The sequence below is a fragment of the Nocardioides sp. TF02-7 genome (assembly GCF_022437945.1).
Classification (GTDB): Bacteria; Actinomycetota; Actinomycetes; order Propionibacteriales; family Nocardioidaceae; genus Nocardioides.
Window position 1 is genome coordinate 984,691 of the sequence record NZ_CP092535.1, and the last position, 22,439, is coordinate 1,007,129.

The window sequence follows — 22,439 nt, forward strand, 5'->3', positions numbered from 1 at the left end:
GCGCCCGAACTCCAGCAGCGTCCTCGTCTGCGAGTAGTGCTCCGGGTCGTCGCGTGCCTTCTCCATCTGTGGCGCCGCGCGGCGACTACTCCTTCACGAGCGCCTTGACCTCGGCCGAGCGCGCCGACATCCGCCCGGTGTTGCGGAGGAACTTGAACCACGCCTCGAGCGCCGCCACGAGGACCTCCGGATCGGGAGGCGCGACGTGGTCGTTCGCCGACCAGCGCCGCAGCAGCAGGTCCTCGACCGAACCGCTCGGCCAGTAGGTGGGCTCGAGGTCGTCGTAGGTGCCGCGGAGGTCGAGCAGCCTGCCGACCAGCGCAGTGTCCACCTCGCGTTGCTGCTTCTCCAACCAGCCCTCGAAGTGGCGCAGGATCAGGCGGTGGTCGGACACGCGCCCACCCTAGGAGGCGGGGGCGACAGGCGTGGTGCCCCACGACGAAGCATGTGGAGTCGCGTCAGCCCTTCCCGCGCTCCCGGGTGAGCTCGAACCCCGCGCACTCCGGAATGCGGCCAGTGAGCACGTCGGGATCCTCGGCCGCGACGGCAGCCTCGAACCCGATCGCCGTGTACCCCGGCGGTCGCTCGATCCACTTCCCTGGTCGCAGCGTCAGTACGCCGTCCCGATACGTCCCGGTCAGCCGGTAGCTCCCCTCCGCCAAGGCCGCATCCTCGGCCGACGGCCCGAAGCCGAACACCGCGCGCACCTTCGACGGGCTGCCCTCCACCGGCTGGATCACCAGGCGGCCGGCAGCGACGTTGCCTCCGCACGTGTAGTCGCCGCTCCACCGCCCGAGGACGGACCGCCGGTCGAGGTCGCGACGCGGTTCGGGCTGATCGGCGTCCGCCTCAGAAGCGGCGATCTGTTGGACGAACTCGCCGAGGATCTTCGAAGCCGGGACGACGAGCACGGCCAACGCGACCGCGACGCCGACGACAACGGCGAGGAGGCGCGCGAGGCCGGACGACTTCTTCGTACGCCGCGCGGCCGGCGTCGCTGCTCGTCGCGGCCGAGCGTTCACCGGACGCCTCGGCTCAGGTGCCGTCGCCGACCGCAGCGCGGCATCGAGCTCGAGGCACGTCATCCGGCGGCTCGCCTCGTCCAGGACGGCAGGACGTGTCGTCAGCATCTGGACGACGTTGCTCAGCGAGCAGAGCATCACGTCGCGCGTCCACCCGGTGACCGGCTCCTCGCGGGCAAAGCAGAGCACAGGGAAGACCTGCGTCGGTGGCACCGCCCTCGTGAGCCCCGCAACCGCGAGCGCCGCCTCGGCCACCCCGTTGACCGCCGGCTCGCGGCGCCGCCCGTTCAGGCGGAGCGCGTCGTACTGCACGTCGATCCGCCCCGACCAGTTCTTGCTGTCGATGACGAACACACCCGGCGGACCGACGACGACGTGGTCGACGTTCGCGAACCGTCGCCCCGGCCAGCGGAGGTCGTGGAACACCGTCCACGAGTCCGCCGGCAGTGCCGCCAGCGCCGCGGCCGTCGCGCGCTCGCCCTCCGCACCCTTGTCGTAGTGCGCGGCTGCGCGGCTCAAGCGCTCGGCCTTCTCCCGCATCCGACGAGCAGCCTCGCTCGCTGACTCCCCTGCCACCGCTCCCACCTCCCGCGGGAGGTTACGTGCGGCGGTCGCCGTCGGTCGCCCGTTCGCCGAAACCGGCCGCTGCCGACCGAAGCGAACAACGGGAGTCGCGCGATAACCCGGGTATGCGCCGGCCGTGCCTGGCAAGCTCCTCGCCGTGGAACCAGGGCTCTACGAATCACTCGTCACGCAGGCACTGCACGGCCAGCTGGCCACGACGACGCTCGAGTCCACGATCCGCGCCGTGGATGCGGCAGAGGAGCCTCACGTCCTGGCTCGTCACGTCGGCGCGGTGGTTCAACGGCACCTCGAGTCGATCACTGACCCCGACGCCCGGCTGCGCGCTGTGAACGACGTTCTGGCGGCGTTGGAGCCCGCCGAGACGGTGCTCCCGCCCAGTCGTGAGCTGATCTCGGCGCTCGAACCAGTCGACCTAGGTGCCGCGCGGCGCTTCGACACCCGACCACGGACGCCGCTGTCCGAGCCGGCTCTCCTCACCAACGCCCGCGACGAGCCGAATCTGGCAGCTGAGCTCAAGGCAGAGATGGCTTCTGCCGACTCGGTCGATCTGCTCTGCGCCTTCGTCAAGTGGTACGGCGTCCGCCTGCTGGAGGCCGAGTTGACCGAGTTGCGCGCGGCCGGAATCCCGTTGCGAGTCGTCACGACCACCTACTTGGGATCGACCGAACGTCGAGCCCTCGATCGCATGGTCCGCGACTTCGGCGCCGAGGTGCGCATCCAGTACGACGCACAGCGCACTCGGCTGCACGCCAAGGCGTGGCTGTTCCGTCGGGCCACGGGCTTCGACACGGCATACGTCGGATCGTCCAATCTCTCGCGCGCCGCGCTCCTCGATGGAGTGGAGTGGAACGTCCGGCTGTCCCGCGTGTCGACGCCCACCCTGCTGCAGAAGTTTGAGGCGACGTTCGACTCCTACTGGAGTGACTCCAGCTTCGAGCGCTATGACCCCGACCTGGATCGCGATCGGCTTGACGATGCTCTCGCCGAGGCGGCCGGCCGGAAGACGCACGACAACGTCACGATCTCGCTGTCGGGTCTCGAAGTGCGGCCGTTCTCCTATCAGGCGGAGATGCTTGAGGCGATCGAGGCCGAACGCGTCGTGCACGACCGGCACCGCAACCTCGTTGTCGCCGCCACCGGCACTGGCAAGACCGTCATTGCCGCGCTCGACTACCGACGGCTGTGCGAAGCGCAAGCTGGAGCCCGCCCCTCGCTCCTCTTCGTTGCTCATCGCAGGGAGATTCTTGACCAGTCCCTACGGACCTACCGGGAGGTGCTGGCGGACGGCAGCTTCGGAGAGCGGTACTTCGGCAATATGAGGCCGGAACGCTGGCAGCATGTCTTCGCGAGCGTGCAGTCGCTGACGTCGTACGGCGTCGCGAACCTGCCGCCGGACCACTTCGAGGTCGTCGTCATCGACGAGTTCCACCACGCCGCGGCGGCGACGTACCGTCAGCTCCTCAACCACCTTGCGCCTCGGGAACTTCTGGGACTGACGGCGACACCTGAACGAGCCGACGGGATCGATGTCCGGGCGGAGTTCTTCGACGGGCGCACTGCGGCCGAGCTCCGCTTGTGGGACGCACTCGGGGCAGACCTACTCTGCCCGTTCCACTACTTCGCGGTCTCCGACAACACCGACCTGACGGCCCTGACGTGGTCACGCGGTCGCTACGACGAGACCGAGCTGTCGAATCTCTACACCGGCAATCGGGCACGAGCCGAGATCATCCTGCGGGAGTTGCGCGACAAAGTGCTGGACCTCGGCAGCATGCGGGGGCTCGGGTTCTGCGTCGGTGTGCAGCACGCCCGCTACATGGCTGAGGTCTTCAACGAAGCCGGCATCCCGGCGGCCGCGGTGAGCGGCGAGACGTCGCCAGCAGATCGACAGCAGGCGCTGGCTGATCTACGTGCCCGTCGGTTGAACATCCTCTTCTCCGCGGACGTGTTCAACGAGGGACTGGACCTTCCCGAGGTCGACACTGTCCTGCTGCTCAGGCCGACCGACAGCGCGACGATCTTCCTGCAGCAACTCGGTCGTGGGCTTCGCCGAACGCGCGACAAGGCCGTTCTCACGGTGCTCGACTTCGTCGGCTACCAGCACCGCCAGTTCAAGTGGGACCAGAAGCTGCGTGCTCTCACCGGCCACACCAAGAAGCGCTTGACGAAGGACATCGAGGATGGCTTCCCGTTCCTGCCGTCCGGCTGCCAGATCGTCCTCGACCGGCAGTCGCAACAGACGATCCTGGAGAACATCAGGTCGCAGATCACGACGCGGTGGAGCCAGATCGTCGGCGAACTGCGCACTGTCGGCGACATCGACCTGGCGACCTTCCTCGACGAGTCCGGCATCGAGCTTGCCGACATCCTCCGCCGCGGCAGCCACTCGTGGACCCGCGCTCGCCGCGACGCCCGTCTGCCGACCCCGCCCGGCAGCGCGTTGGAGGAGAAGCTGCTCCGACGGGTTCGGGCCTTCGCGCACATCGATGACCGACTGCGCCTCCAGGCCTACAGCCGCGTGCTCGACGACAACGCCCCGCACTACTCGGAGATGTCGCCGCTCGAGCAGCGAATGGCTCAGATGCTCTTCTTCTCGCTCTGGCCCGACGGCGGAGGCCACGCGACGATCGACGAAGGACTCGCCGCCCTCCGCCACGAGCGAGCGACGCGCGAGGAACTTCGCAGCGTCATCGACATCTCCTTCGACGCCGCCCGCCACCAGGCACTCGAGCTGACCGGCTCGCTCCTCGACGTCCCGCTGCGTGTCCATGCGCGCTATCAGCGCGAGGAGGTGCTCGCCGCCCTCGGCTACGCGTCCCTCCAGCGCCGCCCGAACTCGTTCCGCGAGGGCGTCCTCTACGTCCCCGAGCGCAACGTCGACGCCTTCTTTGTCAACCTGAAGAAGTCGGAGGAGGAGTTCTCGCCGACCACGATGTATCGCGACTACCCGATCAGCCCGACCCTGTTCCACTGGGAGTCGCAGTCGGGCACGAGCGTCGCCTCACCAACCGGGCACCGCTACCTCAACGGCACGAGCACCGTCCTGCTGTTCGTCCGCGAGACGAAGAAGGACGACTTCGGCACCGCCCCTTACCTCTTCCTCGGGCCGGCCACCTACGTAAGCCACCAAGGCGAGCGGCCGATCGCCATCACGTGGAAGCTCGAGCACGCCATGCCGATCGACTTCTACAACGCCGCGGCGGTGGCGGCGCAGTAGGCATCCGTCGGCGATCAGGGAGCGGGCCACCCAGGTCATACCGCCCAGAATGACGCAAGAAGCCCTCGTCACGGCACCAGCTGTGTTGCACGGTCACTGTCGCACCGCAACTGGCTATGGTTCGGAGAACATCAATCACTGGGGTACCGATGACTGAAATAGTTGAGTTCGAGACTGCCGACGGACCTGTGCTGGTCGAAGTGCATGACGCAGACAGGGGCGGCTATGAGCGCGTCGCTCGCGATTCAGACGTGATCTTCCGTGCCAGCGCGACGTTCAATGAGGCACTGCAGACCATCCGCGCGGCCGCAGAGGCGGTATCAGACACAGCACATAATCTGGCCCGAGCGCCGGAATCACTCGAAGTCACATTCGGAATCAAGTTCACTGCCTCCGCAGGGGTTATCGTCGCGTCCGGCTCAGGTGAAGCTAGCCTCGTGGTGAAGATGACGTGGTCGAGCTCGCGTTCATAGCCGCACCCTCGTCGGATAGTCACCCGCTGCACTCTGTCGCTCAGGTGCTTAGTCCCTCGGGCGGCCATGTCGGCATGGCGACGCTTGTCAACGACCGCGTCCTGTTGACCTGCGCCCACGTCGTATCCGCCATCGTGGGGCCGAACTTCCACCCCTCGAGTAGTCCGAGCACGACAGTTCAAGTGAGGTGGCCGACGCGCCCTGATCACGTTCAGAGGGCACAGGTCCTCGTCGAGGGATGGGCTGCCGAAGACGAGTTCGGGCGCGGGGATCTCGCCGTCCTCAAGCTCTCGGAGGCTCCGCCTGCGGAGGTAGGCGCGGCGGACTTCCTCTACGGGTCGAATCTCGAGTCGCACCCGTTTCGAGCATATGGCGCGCAACGGGACGGAACGCCAGTTCGCTGCGACGGCACCATCAGGGGTCGAGAGGGCCCAGGAGGCACCTGGATTCGGATCGAGTCGAGAGCTGGCGTCGGGCCGACCCTCTCGCGCGGATTCTCTGGCACGGCAGTGTTTGACGCCGAAGCGGGTGGTGTCGTAGGGATCGTTGTTGCGCGCGACACGGAGGAGGAGGCGCGTTCTGCCTTCTTCCTACCGTCTGAACAGATCGCCGCGATATGGCGACCGCTCGAAGCGCACGTGCTGAGTGACTTCGAGCGCAGCATCGAAGCGCGTGAGCACTGGCTTCCCCGGGCCAGGGGGGTCGGCAGCAGCGCAGAGGACGGTTGGTTCTTTAGTGGTCGGCGCGCAATAGTCGACGAACTGACCGCAAGTGCTAGAGGTGTTCGGAGCCGAGGCAACTACTTCTGCGTTGCTGGTTCACCTGGAGCGGGCAAGTCTGCAATTCTCGCACGGCTACCGGTGATCGCGGATCGCAGATTGGCGACAATGGCGGCGCCCGGTATCGACGACCTCCGCCTGTCTGGCATAGACGTGATTGCCATCTACATGCGCCAAATGTCGTTCGCCGAAGTGCTCACCACCCTCGCGCGAAAACTCGGCACGGTTGCCGAGAGTGCGGAAAGGGATCATCGACGCCGTTCGCCGGCGCAGACGCGCGGGCCGGGCCCTAATCATCGTCTTAGATGGCCTCGACGAAGCGGCGGACACCGACGCCCGGAAACGAATCGCTCGGGACCTGATTCGACGGCTTGGTAACGAAGCCCAGCGTCTCGGCATCACGGTGATCGTCTCGTGCCGATCCGGCATTCCTGCGAGTGAGAACGAAGAACTTATTCGCCTACTCGGTGGAAGTTGCGTGCGCGTGCAAGCCGATAGCGAAGAATATGTGTCGCTCGAGGATTTCATTGCATTCGCCGAAGCGCGTCTCCTCGACCATGAGGATAAAATGCCCATCTGGCGCGATGAAGACCGCGTTGTGGAGATTGCCGAAAAGGTCGCCAACGCGGCCTATCCCGTGTACTTGGTTGCTCAGCTAGTGACCCGCTCACTGATCGATGATCCTAACCTGACCGAACGGGAGCTCGAGAATCGCACCTTTCCGCGCACGGTGGGCGAGGCTTTTGAGGAGTACCTTGCTCGATTCGGCGATGACGAACAGAAGCTACGCGACCTTTTGGCTGGATTGAGCCACGCCCGCGGAGCGGGCTTCACCCTAGGGGCAACCTGGCTCGAGGTTGTGACGTGCGTGTCGGGCCGAACCTACAACGAGGAAGACCTGAACTGGCTCCTTAGGTCAGGAGCAGCCTTCCTGATTGAGACGGTGGCAACCGACGAGGCTCCGCGATATCGCCTCTATCACCAAGCGCTCGTCGACATGCTTCAAGAACCCGAGGATGCCCCAGCGGTCTACCGCCTGATGCTGGGTCGGGTTGCGGCTAGCGCCGACGACGGGTACCTGCGAACCCACCTCTCAGGGCACGCCGTTGCTGCTGGGATGATTTCTGAGTTTCTTTTAGACCCCACCGCAGTCACTGCTTGCGACATCACCGTCGCATTACGGGATGCGGCACGCGCCGGACGGGGAATTTCTGCCGCGGCCGACAAGGCGCGTCTGGCGCTATCAAGCGTCGCGTTCGAGCTCGAGACACGGCCCGACAGCGAACGTCGGGCGTACTTGAGCCTCGCGGGTCACCAGTACGACGTCCCTAGCTTCCGAGGACGAGCCGAGCACTCGTGGTGGAACGCATGGTACGCAGACTGGGACGTAGCGAGCGAGCACATGCTTGTTGAGCGCGGCCGTCCCTATACCGAAGTCACGGTCGTAAAGTCCGGAAACGACGACTTGATCGTCGCGGCAGATGCGGATGGCGTGGTGAACTTTCGATGGGCGGACGACCGAGCGGAAGCGTTCAGCCAACTCTCGCTCGGCGCGGTGATCACATGCTTGACCGCTTCTGCCGCCGGCGATCAGTTTGTTGTCGGCGTCGGCACTGACATCGGAGACGTCTATGTCTGGGACAGCCGGCATCAGACAGCACGCAGAATCACGCAGCTCGATGGAAGTGTCACTTCCATCAGTATCCGGCAGCGACACCAGACTAGGTTCGAAGTACTCGCAACGAGTAGCGACGGGTCGGTCGAAAAACAAGAGCGCTCACTAACCCGCCGCATCTCGCGTGCGACTGGTCATATTGGAATCGCTGCAATGTCATGCTGCTTTGTTTCGGCCCGGGACACGTTCATTGCAGTGGGCACGGCTGGGTCCGGGATCAAAATGCTCCGTCACGAGGACTTATCCGCTGACTCAGCACTTGGAGCACCAGATGCCGGATACGTCGATGCCCTGTACCCAGCGAGATTTGCGGCAGACCAGGAACTCTCGGTAGTCGCCGCGGGTACCGCAGCGTTTGGCGTTTGGGGGCTCGAGTTTGGGTTCTTGCGTGAGCAGTTCTTGGACAGTTCATGGTCGGGCCGCGGCTCGACGCTTTTACCGAGAAAGTAGACAGGTTGGCCGCCGCGGCCAGTGGCCGGTCTATCTATGCGCAGTACGGGCCCGCCGGGGCTATCCACACACTGCGCGGACATGAAGACGAGGTTCGCGGGATGGCGCTCCTCCGCCCCGATGGCCGGGTTGAGTTGGTTAGCGTTTCTAGCGATGGCTCTATGCGGAGGTGGCCCCTCAGCATTGACGCGGCCACCTCCGACCGAAGACGGGACGCCACGCGCCATCGACTCCTTGCGCTGAGCGGCCATGACACTGAAGCCGTCGTGTCGAACAGCAATGGAGAAACTCTCGTCGTCTCTCGAGGAGGCGCGGCCACGCTGAGCGGGCTACCTGAGATCAAGTCGGCCCACTTCGTTTCGAGTGATCAACTGATGATCCAAGAGTCGACTCTCGCGATACGGGAGATCAAACGGGAACGTGGAACTTGGTCAGTTCAGTCTTCGTCTATTGACCCGGCAGCTGGCGTCCATGTAGAAGTTCCTCAAGCCGAAGGTTCCCCCTGGCACTTTGAGCAGCCCCTTGAAGTAGATGATGGCTATGTAAGCATCGGAGATAGCGGCGATTCGGCGACCTTCGTGAGTGAGCTCGCGAATGTTGTTCTTGCGCAGGACATAGACGCCCTCTACCGACTTGATTCGTCCGATTCGACAATTGTGCTTCTTGTGTGTGACCCAGATGGTGTCGCGATCGTGAAGGGCAGTGTCTCAAGTGCCGCCTACTCCGGCTGGCAGTGGCACGTGGTCTGTCAACGTCGCGACTTCTCCATCAACGACTCCGATTCGCTGGCGACGACGGTGTTGTCGAACGGTGCGGAAATCCGCGTCATCGTTGCCGACACCAGCGCAATGAGCGTCTTGGGCCCAGAGTTGGAAGAACTGGGACGGATCGAGATCGGCGGGGGCGCAGCGCGTGGTCTCCACATCACGCCGAGACTTGATGATTACAACCGATTCAATTTCGCATTGCAGAAGCGCGCGGGCTTGATCATCGGTGAGTTCCTTCTTGAATAGCCGATGAGCGCAAGTCGCAACTGTTCTCCGCGACAAGACATCTTCTGACAGGCCCTGGGCGTTGCATGAGCCATCGAGCAGGGGCACCCACGACGAACTCCCTCTCGCTCGTGAACAAGGGGTCCGCTGCGCAATCCAAACGTCATCTACGCTGACGAGCTCGGGAAGTTGATCCCAGTTGGCTATCGAGCACGATGCGATCGTCGCCCGATTGAGGAGAGCTAAGCGGCGAACGGCGGAATACCTCCAGGCGAGGTTGCAAGCCGCGTCATACCGCCGCGTGATGGCGCTGAGATTGTCGCTCGCAATAGAATCAAGGCCTCGCGACCGCATCCCAGCGAGGATTGGTGTTCTGACATGCTCAGCGGCGTGAAGTCGGAGGGAGGCAATGCCGTGGTAGCGGAAGACTCGATGGATCCGGCTCCTCGTGTAACCGTTCATGACTTGAGAGGCGGGGTGCGAGGGCTGTGTGCTCTAGTTGGCATGGGTGGCCTGATTGGCGGTGCCATCGCTGTCTTCGAATCGAAGAATCAAGCCGGAACCGTCGCGCTGCTCGCAGTTGGTGGCATCGCGTCTTTGCTCACAGTGGCGGGTAAGGTGCCGCTTCGGTGGGTGATTGGCGGCAGCGAGTTCGACATGTCCGAGGCCGCTGCGCAGGACATCGCCGACGCAGTCGCTTCTCAACTCGACCCGGCGGGCACGGCAGAGGTTGCTGGACGACTTGCAGGTTCAGAGGCTGGCGCAAGGAGCGCGGTAAGCAATGCAATGCACGAGTACGTGGTCTTCGAACAAGCGGCTATCGGTCGTGTGATGCAGGCCATCGCACCCAGGGGCTGGTCCTACGCGCACGCCACCAGACCCGAGGATCGCAAGTTCGACGGCTTCGTGGTCATGCGAGATGGCGTCCAGGTTCCGGTTGAGTACAAGCTCGTCCGGTCTGTCGCCGCACGACGGCGCTTCTTGGCTCTGCTGGCTCAAACCTTCGGTTCCGCTGCACCGACAGCCAAGGTCGTCGTGGTCTCGACGGCTCCGACGGTGCCAAACGTGGTGACGCTCGGACAACGAGCGGAGCTCGCCCCTCTTGGGGTTCACCTAGTCGACGCCGACGCTCTCGACTTCGAGCGGCGCTTTATCGCCGCCTGCGAAGATGCACTCTCCCAACTACAGAGTCGGGAAGTACACCCCGATTGACCAGGTCCACGGCCGGCACGGACAAGCGAACGTCTTTCCACCGCGTGGGCGCCGATCGAGATCCAGAATTCGGGAGCTTGCAAAACGAGTAGCCTGCGGTCGTGGATGAGACATGGGCGCTGCTGATCGGTGGCATATTCGGCCTAGCAGCATCGTGGGGCCCTATTGCTTTCACCTCACAACGGGATCGCCGGCGCCATGCTGCAGCGACCGCAGGACGGTTCCTGTCAGAGTGCGATCGCCTCATGAGGGCAACGCTGGAACGCCGGTCACTCATCGAGAATGGACGATTCGACCCCGCTGAGGCAGATGCTTCCTTCGAGGAGATCCTCGTCGGCTTGCATGCCGCTGGTTATGAACTCGCGCTGGCAGGTGGATCGCGGCTGCAGGCCACCGTTTACCACATGCTCGAGACAGCCAGGGAGCTCGTGTTCGCCACGCTCCCGGCCCTGGCGCCTGAAGACGAGCGTCGACGCACTGTCTCGAGATTCACTGACTGCAAACTCGAGGTGCTCGGGGGAACTTGGGTCGCACAAGGCGCTGCTGATCAAACGATCTTGAGCCCAGGTCGGCCTTTCTCAGGCAGCGTCTTACCGCCGCGTTCAGACTGCGTGAGAAGCGGCCGCTATACCGACCGGGCGAGCCGACTCGGTTCGCCTGCGGACGCAATCACCTCCCGAAGGTCGGAGTACGGGATCGGATCTCCGGTGACTCTTCCCAGTGTGGTCAAACCCATCGAAGCGCCGGCCCGCTCCTCGATCGCTGCTCGTCCCGCGACATAGAACCTCCATTGGGCAATGACGAGCGGGTCGTACTCCTCATGACTCTTGGCCGTGTGGAGGCAGAACACGTACGCGTCTGCGTTGAATCCCTGCTTCCCCGACCATTCGCCCGTCGCGGTGTCCCACCCATAGGCGGGCGCGACCCGGAACGTCGGACTGCTCAGCTTCTTCTGAGCCCACGCCTGCAGGAAGCCCGACGACTTGACCTCGATCCTGGTCCCGTCTGGCGCCGTCACATCCCAGGGGTCCCACTCCACTCGCGGCGCCGCGGAGCCGACGGCACGCGCCACCAGGAACTCCGCCAGGTAGCCCCGCACGTTGTTGGTGCGGAGGTCGTTCATCGCGAATCGCCAGAAGTCGATGACCGACGCGTCGAGACCATCAAACGGCTCCGCGCCGGACAGACCCTGGGCAGCAGGTGGGTCGAATGCCATCGGCTGATGGAACCAGACCGAGCCGAGTCACGCGGCCGCGCCACGGATATCCGGATCACCCGGCCGTACTCGCCGCAGGTGAGAAGCAACCTCGCGGGCGCAGCTAGGCGTCCTCGGCCACCCCAATGGCCAGTGGCCGGCACCCGAAGGTGCCGGCCACTGGGTTGATCTACAACGTAAGCGTCAGCTGCAGCCCGAGGTGCTCCCGCACCCCTCGCACACGTAGCAAGACCCAGCAGGCCGCATCTTCGTGCCACACGTCATGCAGAGCGGGCTGTCGACGGCGTGGCCGGTGATCTGCTCCATCAGCTCCGCAGACGTGTGGGCGGTCTTGACCTCGGCCTTCGGCGAGCCGATGTCGATGATCTCCTCCTCCACGACCGGCGCGGCCTCCGCCTTGGGGGGCGGGCTCGGGGTCGGTGGCGACGAGCTCGCTGGCGCTGCCGGTCTCCTCGAGGGGCTCGTAGGAGCCGGTCTCGAGGTGGCGCTGGCGCTCCTCGGCGGAGTAGATGCCGAGCATAGAGCGCTCCTCGAAGGACAGGTAGTCGAGCGCCAGGCGGCGGAAGATGTAGTCCATGATCGACTGCGCCATCCGCACGTCGGGGTCGTCGGTGAGGCCGGCGGGCTCGAAGCGCAGGTTGGTGAACTTCGAGACGTACGTCTCGAGCGGGACGCCGTACTGCAGGCCGATCGACACCGCGATCGAGAACGCGTCCATCACGCCGGCGAGGGTGGAGCCCTGCTTGCCGAGCTTGAGGAAGATCTCGCCGAGCTCGCCGTCGTCGTGGGCGCCCGAGATCATGTAGCCCTCGGCGCCGCCGACGGTGAACGACGTGGTGCGGGCCTGGCGCGACTTCGGCAGCCGCTTGCGGGTCGGGGCGTAGACGACCTTCTCCACGACCTTCTCGACGACCTTGGTCTCCGCCTCAGCGTCGCCCTCCCCCTTCGAGTCAGCCTTGGCGTCGCCGAGCGGCTGGCCGACCTTGGAGTTGTCGCGGTAGATCGCGGTGGCCTTGAGGCCGAGCTTCCACGACTGGAGGTAGATGTCCTCGACGTCCTCGACGGTCGCCGTCGACGGCAGGTTGACCGTCTTGGAGATCGCGCCGGAGAGGAACGGCTGGGTCGCGGCCATCATCTTCACGTGGCCCATCGGGCCCAGCGCGCGGGTGCCGACGGCGCAGTCGAAGACCTCGTAGTGCTCCGGCTTGAGGCCGGGGGCGTCGACCACGTGGCCGTGCTCGGCGATGTAGGCGACGATCGCCTCGACCTGCTCGTCCTGGTAGCCGAGCTTGCGCAGCGCCCGCGGCACCGTGTTGTTGACGATCTGCATCGAGCCGCCGCCGACCAGCTTCTTGAACTTCACCAGCGAGAAGTCGGGCTCGATGCCGGTGGTGTCGCAGTCCATCATGAAGCCGATCGTGCCGGTCGGCGCGAGCAGCGAGGCCTGGGCGTTGCGGAAGCCGTTGTCCTTGCCGAGGTCGACGACCTTCTGCCACTCCGCGGTCGCCGCCTTGTGCACCTCGGTGTCGGCGATGTGGAGCGGGCGGAGCACGTCGTTGGCGGCCTGGTGCTTGCGCATCACCCGCTGGTGCGCCTCGGCGTTGCGGGCGTAGCCGTTGTAAGGGCCGACCACGGCGGCCATCTCGGCGGAGCGACGGTACGACGCACCCGTCATCAGCGAGGTGATCGCGGCAGCCATCGCGCGCCCGCCCTCGGAGTCGTAGCCGAGGCCCATCGCCATCAGCAGCGCGCCGAGGTTGGCGTACCCGATGCCGAGCTGGCGGTAGTCGCGGGTGGTCTGCCCGATCGCCTCGGTCGGGAAGTCGGCGAAGCTGATCGAGATGTCCATCGCCGTGAACACCAGCTCGGTGGCCTTGGTGAACCGCTCGACGTCGAAGGTGTCGTCGTCCTTCAGGAACTTCAGCAGGTTGAGCGAGGCCAGGTTGCAGGAGGAGTTGTCGAGCGACATGTACTCCGAGCAGGGGTTGGACGCGGTGATCCGCCCGGTCTCGGGGTTGGTGTGCCAGTCGTTGATGGTGTCGTCGTACTGCAGGCCCGGGTCGGCGCACGCCCACGCGGCCTCGGAGATCTTGCGGAACAGCGACCGCGCGTCGATCGTCTCGATGACCTCGCCGGTCATCCGCGCCCGCAGGCCGAACTCGGTGCCGTCCTCGACCGCACGCATGAACTCGTCGCTGACGCGGACGGAGTTGTTGGCGTTCTGGTACTGCACGGACGTGATGTCCTTGCCGCCGAGGTCCATGTCGAAGCCGGCGTCGCGCAGGACCCGGATCTTCTCCTCCTCGCGGACCTTGGTCTCGACGAACTCCTCGATGTCGGGGTGGTCGACGTCGAGCACGACCATCTTCGCCGCGCGCCTCGTGGCGCCGCCGGACTTGATGGTGCCGGCCGAGGCGTCGGCGCCGCGCATGAAGGAGACCGGGCCGGACGCCGTGCCGCCGCTGGAGAGCAGCTCCTTCGACGAGCGGATCCGCGACAGGTTGAGGCCGGCGCCGGAGCCGCCCTTGAAGATGAACCCCTCCTCCTTGTACCAGTTGAGGATCGAGTCCATCGAGTCGTCGACCGACAGGATGAAGCAGGCGCTGACCTGCTGGGGCGACTTGGTGCCGACGTTGAACCAGACCGGGGAGTTGAACGAGAAGTACTGGTGCACGAGCAGCCAGGTCAGCTCGTGCTCGAACGTCTCGGCGTCGGCCGGGGAGGCGAAGTACCCGTGGTCGACACCCGCCTTGGTGTAGGTCTTCACGACCCGGTCGACGAGCTGCTTGAGGCTCCACTCCCGCTCCGGGGTGCCGACCGCGCCACGGAAGTACTTCGTGGTGACGATCGTCGAGGCGTTGAGCGACCAGAAGTCGGGGAACTCCACGCCCGACTGCTCGAAGACGACCTCGTCGGTCTTCCAGTTCTTCTGGAGGACGTCGCGCCGCTCCCAGGTGATCTCGTCGTAGGGGTGCACACCCTCGGTGCTGAACACCCGCTCGATCTTGAGCCCGTTGCTGCGGCCGGTCGTCGCGCCGGTCTTGCTGCTCACCGTCTCGGTCATGTGCTCCTGGTCCCCTCGGTTCCTGGCTGTGCGGGCGGTCGGTCGATTCCAGTGTTGCGGTGGGCGCCGACACTCCGGTGGGGTGCGGCGGCCCGAATGGTGGGCCCCGGCAGGCAGCTTCCCCACTACCTGCCGGGGCTGTCTGTGGTCAGCCGGTCTCGGCTGGGGAGAGCTCGCGCTCGGCGCGCATGAGCTGGATCTCGGACTCGAAGTCGGCCGCGGACTCGAAGCCGCGGTAGACGCTGGCGAAGCGGAGGTAGGCGACCTCGTCGAGCTGGCGGAGCGGGCCGAGGATCGCGAGCCCGACCTCGTGGGCGGCGACCTCGGGGCTGCCGGCCAGCCGGAGCTGGTCCTCGACGACCTGCCCGAGGCGGGCCAGGTCGTCCTCGCTGACCGGGCGGCCCTTGCACGCCTTGCGGACGCCGGCGACGGCCTTCTCCCGGTGGAAGGGCTCGGTGGCCCCGGAGCGCTTGAGCACGGTGAGCTGCATCAGCTCGACGGTGGTGAAGCGCTTCTCGCAGCTCTGGCACACCCGGCGGCGGCGGATCTGGGCGCCGTCGTCGGCCACCCGGGAGTCGAGGACCTTGGTGTCGCAGTGCTTGCAGTAGGGGCAGTGCATGCTGGTCCTCCTCCCTTCGGGCAGGGCTCGACCGGCCCGGGTGGGGCTGGTCGCGGCTGTGGATATCCGGGTGGTTCGCTGTGCAGATCCAGTGGTCCGCTGTGCACTCGCGCTCCGCGATCTGTGAACTAGATGTGGAGAACTACACGGCTGTAACTACTAGATGTTGTGGTAACCGTACGCCCCCGGCACCACTGGTGCAAGGCCCGGGCGGTATCAGTTTCGACATGGGTCGGCGGTGGGGGTGTTTGTGCAGGTCAGGGCCGGTTCGACGGGTTCGGTACGGCGTGTCGGGGCGGCGCGTCGGCGGGCCCTGAGGCCTCGTCAGTAGAACCTCCGCGGACCCGCAATTCATCCCTTGGGCCACTGCAAACGGGCGCCGCGGATCACTACTGTGGGCGCCGGCCTCGGGGCCGCACCCACTGCTCCCTCGACCCCACCGGAGGCCTCATGAAGACCCCGCGCCCGCTCGCCGTACGACTCCTCGCCACCGCCGCCGTGGTCGCCGTACCCCTCACCCTCAGCGCCTGCGGCGAGGTCACCGAGCGTGCCGTCGAGGAGAGCATCGAGCAGGCGGCCGAGCAGGACGGCCAGGACGTCGAGGTCGACCTCGACGGCGACGGCGGGGGTCAAGGTCGAGAGCTCCGACGGCACCTTCGAGGTCGGCGACGACGTCGCGCTGCCCGACGACTTCCCCTCCGACGTGCCGCTGCTCGACGGGCAGCTGATCTCCGCGTCGTCCTCGCCGGCCGACAGCGGCAGCGAGGGCTGGTACCTGCTGATGAACGTCGAGGGCGACCCCGACGACCTCTTCGCCGACGCCACCGGCGAGCTCGAGAGCGCCGGGTTCAGCGCCGACGGCGAGTCGTTCGGCGGCGCCGGCAGCTGGAGCAGCGCCGACTGGACGGTCACGCTCACCGTCGCCGACGGCGGCGGCGGTCTCACCAGCGTGCAGTACGTTGTCGCGCCCGCGCTGACCTGAGCCGGCCGGCTCGATGGGGGTGACGGGGGTCGGCGGGGTCGGCGGGGTCGGCGGGGCGACCCGCGGGAGGCTTGGCGGATCGGACACAATGACGCCCGTGGCGGGCGGAAAGCGGGCGGGTGATCGTCCCAAGCAGACGTTCCGCCCCGTGCTGCTCGCACTCGCCCTCGGCATCACCCTCTGCGTCGTCGCCTGGGGCTACCTCGTCTACGCCGCCATCGACTTCGGCTCCACCGCGCGCCAGGACGACTCCGACGAGGCCTGGTGGTACCTCGGCATCGCCTCCGTCGGCGCCGTCGCCTGCCTCTTCCTTGGCTTCATGCTCGTCGTCCGCTTCTCCCGCGCCATCGGCCTCACCACTCCCCCGGAGCCCAAGCCGAAGCGCGACCCCGACGCGCCGAAGGGCGGGAAGCGGGCGGCTCGGTAGGGCGGGCGGGGTGTGCGCTGAGTGGCGGCGGGCGGTGCGCGCCGCGGCGGGCGGCTGGGCCGCGGCGGGCGGCCGGACGTCATACGGACGGGGCCACCGGTGACCCCGTCCGTATGACCTCTTCGAGTCCTCAGGCGACGCGGCGCTGCGCGGCGGCGATCGCCTCGGCGATCTGGCCGTAGAACGCGTCGGGGTCGACCCGCAGGCCGAGGAGCGGGACGCGGAGGACGGTGTCGCCGGCGAGGGCGAGGGAGTTCTGGCGGAGCGCGTCGCCGACGACGTTCTCGGCCCACGTGTGGTGGATGCCGTCGATCTCCACGACGAGCCGGAGGTCGGGCCAGTGCAGGTCGAGGTAGTAGCGCCCGCGGCGGTCGCGTCGCAGCGCCTGCTGGCTTGGTGGCGGCAGGCCGCGGCGACGGAGCTCGCGCACGACGTCGATCTCCCCCAGCGACCGGCCCCCGTCGAGGAGGTCGTCGACGGTCGCCTGGACGAGGAGGCGCCGCTTGTCGCGGCGGATCCGCAGCGCCTCGCGGGCGAGGTCGGCCGGCCGGGCGAGGCCCTGCTGCACCACGAGGGTCAGGACGTACGTCGCCTGGCGGTCGGTCCGCGCCCACAACGCCTCCCGCACCGCGGCGACCGCCGGCCGGGTGCGCGGGATGCCGGAGCCCACCTCGTCGTCGCGCGACCAGCGGCGGGTCTGCCGGATGTCGTAGCGGCTGCTGCTGCGCACCCGCGCGCCGCGAGGCACCGACACCCGGATCCGGGCGACGTCGTAGCGCTGCAACCCCGAGGCGACCAGCGACGCCGCGCCGTCGAGCTGAGCACGCGGCCCGCCGGAGAAGACCGCCGCCCAGCGGTGGCCCTCGTCGGAGACCGCGCCGTTGTGGAGCACCACCGCCTGGTCGCCGATCAGCTGCCACCGACCCGCACGGACCTGGCTGCGCACCTCGTACCGGGTGACGCCCAGCCCGTAGAGCTGCCGGCGCGACACGACACCGCCCTGCCGCCGCGCGAGGGCGCGGGCCCGGCGGAGACGAAGCGGGTCGGTCATGGGAGCAGCGTGGGACGGACCGACCACCCGGTTCAACGGCTCCGACCGTTCTCCACAGGCTGCGATCGACGCTGGCCGGGCGGGGCGGAGGCGCGGTACTTTCAGGTCCTCGCCACCGGGTCCGGGCGAGGAAGCATCTCGGGAGGCCTGCATGGGGTCACCACCCCGCCGACCAGCCGCCGCAGCCGCCGCTGCGGTGCTCACGCTCGCGCTCGTCGCCTGCGACGACGAGCCCGAACCCACACCCGAACCCACCGCGCCGTCGAGCACCGCGGTGTCGGAGACGAGTACGCCGACCGAGCCGACGCCCACGGGACCGGTCGAGCCGACGCTGCCGGCTGCGGCCGAGGAGGCGACGAAGGCGGGGGCCGAGGCGTTCGTGGAGTACTACGTCGCGCTCATCAACTATGCGCAGAAGACCGGCGATGTCGCGACGCTGACCGATATAGCAGAGCCGGCGTGCGAGGGGTGTCGTGCCGGAACTGACTCGATCGCTGAGATCTATCGCCGTGGCGGACGGATCACCGGAGGTGCGTACGAAGTCAGACGCCTGGAGACGTCGAGGGCCACGAAGGAGTCGTGGACGGTCATCGCCCACCTGCGCGTTGGGGATCAGACTGTGCGGGGGAGCCGGCGATCTGGACCAGACCTACCCCGGTGGACGCAGCAAGCTGCTATTCGGCACCTGGCATCGAGCGGGCCGATGGACCGTTTCCACCTTGGAGACACCGTGATTGCAAGCCTGGCGATCGTGGCTCTCGGGCTCGTCATGAACGCGTCGTCTGCGGACGACACAGATGTCGATACGCAGGCTGGCGACGGCCAGTTCGTGACGGAAGTTCGCCACGAAACCGAAACCTCCGACGGTGGGCGTTTCTCGTCGACGTCGGAGCCCGCGGGCACGTATCACCAGGCGCCAGCGTGCGAAGGGATATGCACCGGGGAACTGACGTGTCCGGACGGGACCTTTGAGACGCGGTCTTGGCTGGAGGGACCGAACGGCGAGGTGCTGTCGGAGTCGTATTGGTGTCCGACCGAAACAACCCCTGTCGAAGTGACGACCACCATGATCGCCAACGCCCTTCGCCGCGTCCCTCTCCCGCCGTCAGAGCTCACCATCCAGCCGCCCGGCGGCCAGACCCTCGTCAACTTCCGCACCAACTTCTTCACCGAGGAGCGCACCCTGCGCCGCACGGTGCGCCTCCTCGGGCAGCGCGTGGACCTGCGGATCGAGCCGCATTCCTACACCTGGCACTTCGGGGACGGGGAGTCGGTGACGACGGAAGAGCCGGGGGCGCCTTATCCCCGGCTGCGGATCACCCACTCCTACCTCCGCACCGGCGACTACGCGCCGTCGCTCGACACGACCTGGGTCGCGGACTTCCGGGTCGGCGGCGGTGCGTGGCGGCCGGTGCCGGGGAGCGTGACGATCGCCGGGGCGCCGGTGACCCTCGAGGCGATCGAGGCGCGGCCCACGCTCGTCGGCTACGGCGGCTGACGACCAGGCACGCCAACCCGCCATCGAGCCGCCTCCCGAAAACGGCGCGAGGGGCGGGCCTGTGGGTGGCAGGTCCGCCCCTCGTCTTCCCCAGTGGGCCCGGGCAGTGGGCCCCTGTCGTCCGCCGGGGTCGAAGCGGCGGACGAAGTGTGCGGCGACCTACTCGGTCGGGACGCGGAGCTCCTGGCCGGCGTAGACCATGCCGGAGTCGAGGCTGTTCATCTCCTGGATGCGCTCGACGACGTCACCGACGTCGCCCTCACCGGTGTCGGCGGCGACGTCGGACGCGATCGCCCAGAGGGTGTCGCCGGGCGCGACCGTCACGAGCTCGGCCTTCGACTCGCCGGCCTCCTGGCTCGCCACCGACCCCGACGCGAACCACACGCCGAGCGCGAACGCGACCAGCACGCCGAGCGCGAACACCACGACCCGGCCGCGGCGGGTGAGCCGGACGCCGGCCGACGGGCGGCGGGTGCTCGGGCGGGCTGCGGCGCGGGCAGTCCGGACGGCGGTGCGCGGGGCGAGGGTGGTGGTGCTCATCGTGACCTCCGGGGGAAGTGGCTCCAGCGGAGCCCTGGGTCGTTGTCGTGTTCGGCCCGATGTCTACCGAGACCCTCCGACGCAACCGGCCACAACCGGCGCGGAGTCGATCAGACGTTCGATCGAACACGTGTACGAGGCTAGATCACGTGTTCGAACAGATCAAGGACCTGTTCGAAAATCCGTTCGAGCGTGTCGCCGCGCGGCTCAGCGCGTCCGGAACCGCCACCCGGTCGGCCGGAGCGTGTTGCCGGCGAGGTCCTTCGGGAGCGCCGTGACGACGACCCGGTAGGCCGTGCGCGCCCTCAGCCGCCGCTTCGGGTCGAGGATCGCCCGGTAGGTGCGGCCGCGACGCACGTAGCGCACCGTGGCGGCGACCCTCTTCCTCCCCTGCAGCAGCTGCACCGCCGGCTTCCCCCGCCGGACGACCAGCGCCTTCTGCATCGGCTCGCTGAAGAACAGGGTCACGTTCGCGGTGCGCGACACCCGACGCCCGGTCGGCGCCTTCCGCCGCACCCGCGGGCGCACGGTGTCGACCTGCCAGGTGTACGACGCCGACGCGGTGTTCTTGGCGGCGTCCTCGACGGTGACCACGAAGGTGTGCCGCCCATTCCGAACCCGGATGCTCTGGCACGGGATCTCCTCGCCGTCGAGCGAGCAGGACTTGACCGCACCGTCCGTCCAGTACCCGAACACCGGGGTGGTCTCGGTGGAGTACCGGGCCGGCCGATCCTCGAACCGGACGGTGGGCGGCACCCGGTCGTAGGTCCAGGCGACCGCTGTCGGCTCGGAGCGGTTGCCGTAGAAGTCCTCAGCCAGCACCCAGAGCAGGTGCTCCCCGTCGGGCAGCGTGTCGGTGACCGTGTGGCCCAGCACGGAGGGGTCCTCGTGCCGGCACGGCACGAAGCTGTCCCCCGCCGGGGCGCCCCCCTGGACCGGGCCGACGGCGCAGCGGAACTCGTGGAAGGTGGCGTCCTCATCGTGCACCGTCGGGTCGGCGAAGACGAAGGACGGGGGCCGGTTCACCGGGCCCGCCGGCCCGTCCTCGACGACCGGCGCTTTCGGCGGGTCCGGGTCGACGAACTCCGCCGTCAAGTCCACCCCTCCGGCCGGCACGACGAAGCTGCAGTTCTCGCCCGCCCAGGTCGTTTCGCCCCCGGCCTCGACGCAGGGCACCGCGCCGCCCGCGCTCCTCCAGCCCGCGAAGTCGTAGTCACTGTCGGGCTCCGCGCGGTAGGAGACGCTCTCGCCGGGGTCGGCCTCCAGCTCCTCGCACAGCCGCGGCTCCTGGTCCCGCTCGCCGTGACACTCGGTGCCGTCGTCGGCGAAGACGCTGCCCCCGGGGTGACCGTGATCCCGACCGGGGCGGCGTGCGCCGGGCCGGCGACGGTCAGCACCGAGAGCACGAGCGCGGCCACGACCACGCCGATGCCGGCGGACCTCCGCAGCATGAGCACCCCTCCCGAGTCGTCGGCCGAGCAGGACCGGGCCTGTCTAACAGAACGCCCCAGCAACGCTCGGGGTAACAGCAGGAGGCCTTCCCACATCCGACAGTCCGACACGCCCGTTCGAACAGATGTTTGATTCGAACAGGTGATCGGGCTACCGTCGCCCCATGGCGGACAAGAAGGTCAGCGAACTGCCGGACGGCCCCCCGGACGCGACCGGGCTCACCCCGCGGCAGCAGCGGGTGCTGCAGAACATCAAGGACAGCATCGAGCAGCGCGGCTACCCGCCGAGCATGCGGGAGATCGGCCAGGCCGTCGGCCTGACCAGCACCTCCAGCGTCGCCCACCAGCTGCGCGTCCTCGAGGAGAAGGGCTACCTCAAGCGCGACCCCAAGCGGCCGCGGGCGCTCGAGGTGTTCCTGCCCGAGATCATGCGGGCCCGCCAGTCGATCGGCGCCGCCGAGGAGACGACGTACGACGAGACCGGGATCGGCGACGCCGCGCCGGTGCCGACCAACGTGCCGGTCGTCGGCCGGATCGCTGCCGGTGGCCCGATCCTCGCCGAGGAGCGCATCGAGGACGTCTTCCCGCTCCCCCGCCAGCTCGTCGGCGACGGGCAGCTGTTCCTGCTCGAGGTCTCCGGCGAGTCGATGATCGACGCCGCGATCTGCGACGGCGACTACGTCGTGATCCGCCAGCAGCCGACCGCCGAGAACGGCGAGATCGTCGCCGCGATGATCGACGGCGAGGCCACCGTCAAGACCTTCCAGCGCAAGGACGGCAAGGTCTGGCTGCTGCCGCACAACGACGCGTTCGAGCCGATCGACGGCACCAACGCGACCGTGCTCGGCAAGGTGACGGCGGTCCTGCGGCGGGTCTGATCCCGCCCCACGGGGGCTGTGGACGACGATGTGGCGCCGTCGGCGTGACCGCATAGGCTCGCGGCCATGCCTCGGGCTCTCCTGATCCGCCTCCTGCCCGCCACCGTCGCGTCGCTGATGGCGGCGACCCTGCTGACGGCGGCCCCGGGCGGCCCGGCCACCCCCCGCCGCGGCAGCGCCCGCCACAGCCGGCGACACCACCGACCCCAGCAACCCGGCGCCGGTGGCCGAGGAGGCGCTCGAGGTCGTCGAGGACCTCCTCGACGACACCGCCACCACCCTGCAGCAGCCCACGCCGACGACGCCCG

The 22,439-nt window shown here is 67.6% G+C and carries 17 protein-coding genes; 9 read left to right on the forward strand and 8 right to left on the reverse strand.

Annotated features, from left to right (window positions below):
* Nucleotides 1-85: 85 nt before the first annotated feature.
* Both MF408_RS05065 and MF408_RS05070 read right to left on the reverse strand, forming a co-directional pair.
* Nucleotides 86-394, reverse strand: coding sequence for a hypothetical protein (locus tag MF408_RS05065; protein WP_240250495.1), 309 nt, complete (start codon nucleotides 392-394; stop codon nucleotides 86-88).
* Between the two features lie 64 nt (nucleotides 395-458).
* Nucleotides 459-1,598: a nuclease-related domain-containing protein gene (locus MF408_RS05070; protein WP_240250496.1), complete on the reverse strand. Its 1,140-nt coding sequence runs from the start codon at nucleotides 1,596-1,598 to the stop codon at nucleotides 459-461.
* Nucleotides 1,599-1,722: 124 nt separating this feature from the next.
* Here MF408_RS05070 and MF408_RS05075 point away from each other — a divergent pair, with 124 nt between their 5' ends.
* From MF408_RS05075 to MF408_RS05095, 5 genes are all read left to right on the forward strand, one after another.
* Nucleotides 1,723-4,824, forward strand: a complete 3,102-nt coding sequence (locus MF408_RS05075; RefSeq protein WP_240250497.1) for a DUF3427 domain-containing protein — start codon at nucleotides 1,723-1,725, stop codon at nucleotides 4,822-4,824.
* 149 nt (nucleotides 4,825-4,973) lie between these two features.
* On the forward strand, nucleotides 4,974-5,297 hold the full coding sequence (locus MF408_RS05080; RefSeq protein WP_240250498.1) for a CU044_2847 family protein: 324 nt from the start codon (nucleotides 4,974-4,976) through the stop codon (nucleotides 5,295-5,297).
* Nucleotides 5,298-6,311: 1,014 nt separating this feature from the next.
* Complete coding sequence (locus MF408_RS05085) at nucleotides 6,312-8,201, forward strand: hypothetical protein (RefSeq protein WP_240250499.1); 1,890 nt, start codon at nucleotides 6,312-6,314, stop codon at nucleotides 8,199-8,201.
* Nucleotides 8,202-8,467: 266 nt separating this feature from the next.
* A complete protein-coding gene (locus MF408_RS05090) occupies nucleotides 8,468-9,214 on the forward strand; it encodes a hypothetical protein (protein WP_240250500.1) in 747 nt (248 codons plus the stop codon).
* Nucleotides 9,215-9,571: 357 nt separating this feature from the next.
* Nucleotides 9,572-10,405 carry a hypothetical protein gene (locus tag MF408_RS05095; RefSeq protein ID WP_240250501.1) on the forward strand — a complete coding sequence of 278 codons (834 nt, stop codon included), beginning with the start codon at nucleotides 9,572-9,574 and terminating at the stop codon, nucleotides 10,403-10,405.
* A gap of 625 nt (nucleotides 10,406-11,030) precedes the next feature.
* Here the strand turns inward: MF408_RS05095 and MF408_RS05100 are convergent.
* From MF408_RS05100 to nrdR, 3 genes are all read right to left on the reverse strand, one after another.
* The gene (locus MF408_RS05100) at nucleotides 11,031-11,621 is read right to left on the reverse strand and encodes a hypothetical protein (RefSeq protein WP_240250502.1); all 591 of its coding nucleotides are present in this window, start codon (nucleotides 11,619-11,621) and stop codon (nucleotides 11,031-11,033) included.
* 169 nt (nucleotides 11,622-11,790) lie between these two features.
* Nucleotides 11,791-14,685: a vitamin B12-dependent ribonucleotide reductase gene (locus tag MF408_RS05105; protein WP_240250503.1), complete on the reverse strand. Its 2,895-nt coding sequence runs from the start codon at nucleotides 14,683-14,685 to the stop codon at nucleotides 11,791-11,793.
* Between the two features lie 148 nt (nucleotides 14,686-14,833).
* Nucleotides 14,834-15,304: a transcriptional regulator NrdR gene (nrdR, locus tag MF408_RS05110; protein WP_240250504.1), complete on the reverse strand. Its 471-nt coding sequence runs from the start codon at nucleotides 15,302-15,304 to the stop codon at nucleotides 14,834-14,836.
* Nucleotides 15,305-15,851: 547 nt separating this feature from the next.
* On the opposite strand from nrdR, the gene MF408_RS05115 reads away from it, so the two are divergent.
* Both MF408_RS05115 and MF408_RS05120 read left to right on the forward strand, forming a co-directional pair.
* Nucleotides 15,852-16,286, forward strand: coding sequence for a hypothetical protein (locus MF408_RS05115; protein WP_240250505.1), 435 nt, complete (start codon nucleotides 15,852-15,854; stop codon nucleotides 16,284-16,286).
* 97 nt (nucleotides 16,287-16,383) lie between these two features.
* On the forward strand, nucleotides 16,384-16,713 hold the full coding sequence (locus tag MF408_RS05120; RefSeq protein WP_240250506.1) for a hypothetical protein: 330 nt from the start codon (nucleotides 16,384-16,386) through the stop codon (nucleotides 16,711-16,713).
* Between the two features lie 130 nt (nucleotides 16,714-16,843).
* On the opposite strand, the gene MF408_RS05125 is transcribed toward MF408_RS05120, so the two are convergent.
* The gene (locus tag MF408_RS05125; RefSeq protein ID WP_240250507.1) at nucleotides 16,844-17,764 is read right to left on the reverse strand and encodes a DUF559 domain-containing protein; all 921 of its coding nucleotides are present in this window, start codon (nucleotides 17,762-17,764) and stop codon (nucleotides 16,844-16,846) included.
* A gap of 196 nt (nucleotides 17,765-17,960) precedes the next feature.
* On the opposite strand from MF408_RS05125, the gene MF408_RS05130 reads away from it, so the two are divergent.
* Complete coding sequence (locus MF408_RS05130) at nucleotides 17,961-19,262, forward strand: DUF6318 family protein (protein ID WP_240250508.1); 1,302 nt, start codon at nucleotides 17,961-17,963, stop codon at nucleotides 19,260-19,262.
* A 159-nt stretch (nucleotides 19,263-19,421) separates the two neighbouring features.
* Here the strand turns inward: MF408_RS05130 and MF408_RS05135 are convergent, their stop codons facing one another.
* Nucleotides 19,422-19,802 (reverse strand): LysM peptidoglycan-binding domain-containing protein, encoded by a 381-nt coding sequence (locus MF408_RS05135; protein ID WP_240250509.1) that lies wholly within the window; start codon nucleotides 19,800-19,802, stop codon nucleotides 19,422-19,424.
* Nucleotides 19,803-20,009: 207 nt separating this feature from the next.
* Nucleotides 20,010-21,284: an Ig-like domain-containing protein gene (locus tag MF408_RS05140; RefSeq protein ID WP_345893912.1), complete on the reverse strand. Its 1,275-nt coding sequence runs from the start codon at nucleotides 21,282-21,284 to the stop codon at nucleotides 20,010-20,012.
* Nucleotides 21,285-21,417: 133 nt separating this feature from the next.
* Between MF408_RS05140 and lexA the strand changes: the two genes are divergently transcribed.
* Nucleotides 21,418-22,131 carry a transcriptional repressor LexA gene (lexA, locus tag MF408_RS05145; RefSeq protein WP_240250510.1) on the forward strand — a complete coding sequence of 238 codons (714 nt, stop codon included), beginning with the start codon at nucleotides 21,418-21,420 and terminating at the stop codon, nucleotides 22,129-22,131.
* The last annotated feature ends 308 nt before the right edge of the window (nucleotides 22,132-22,439 follow it).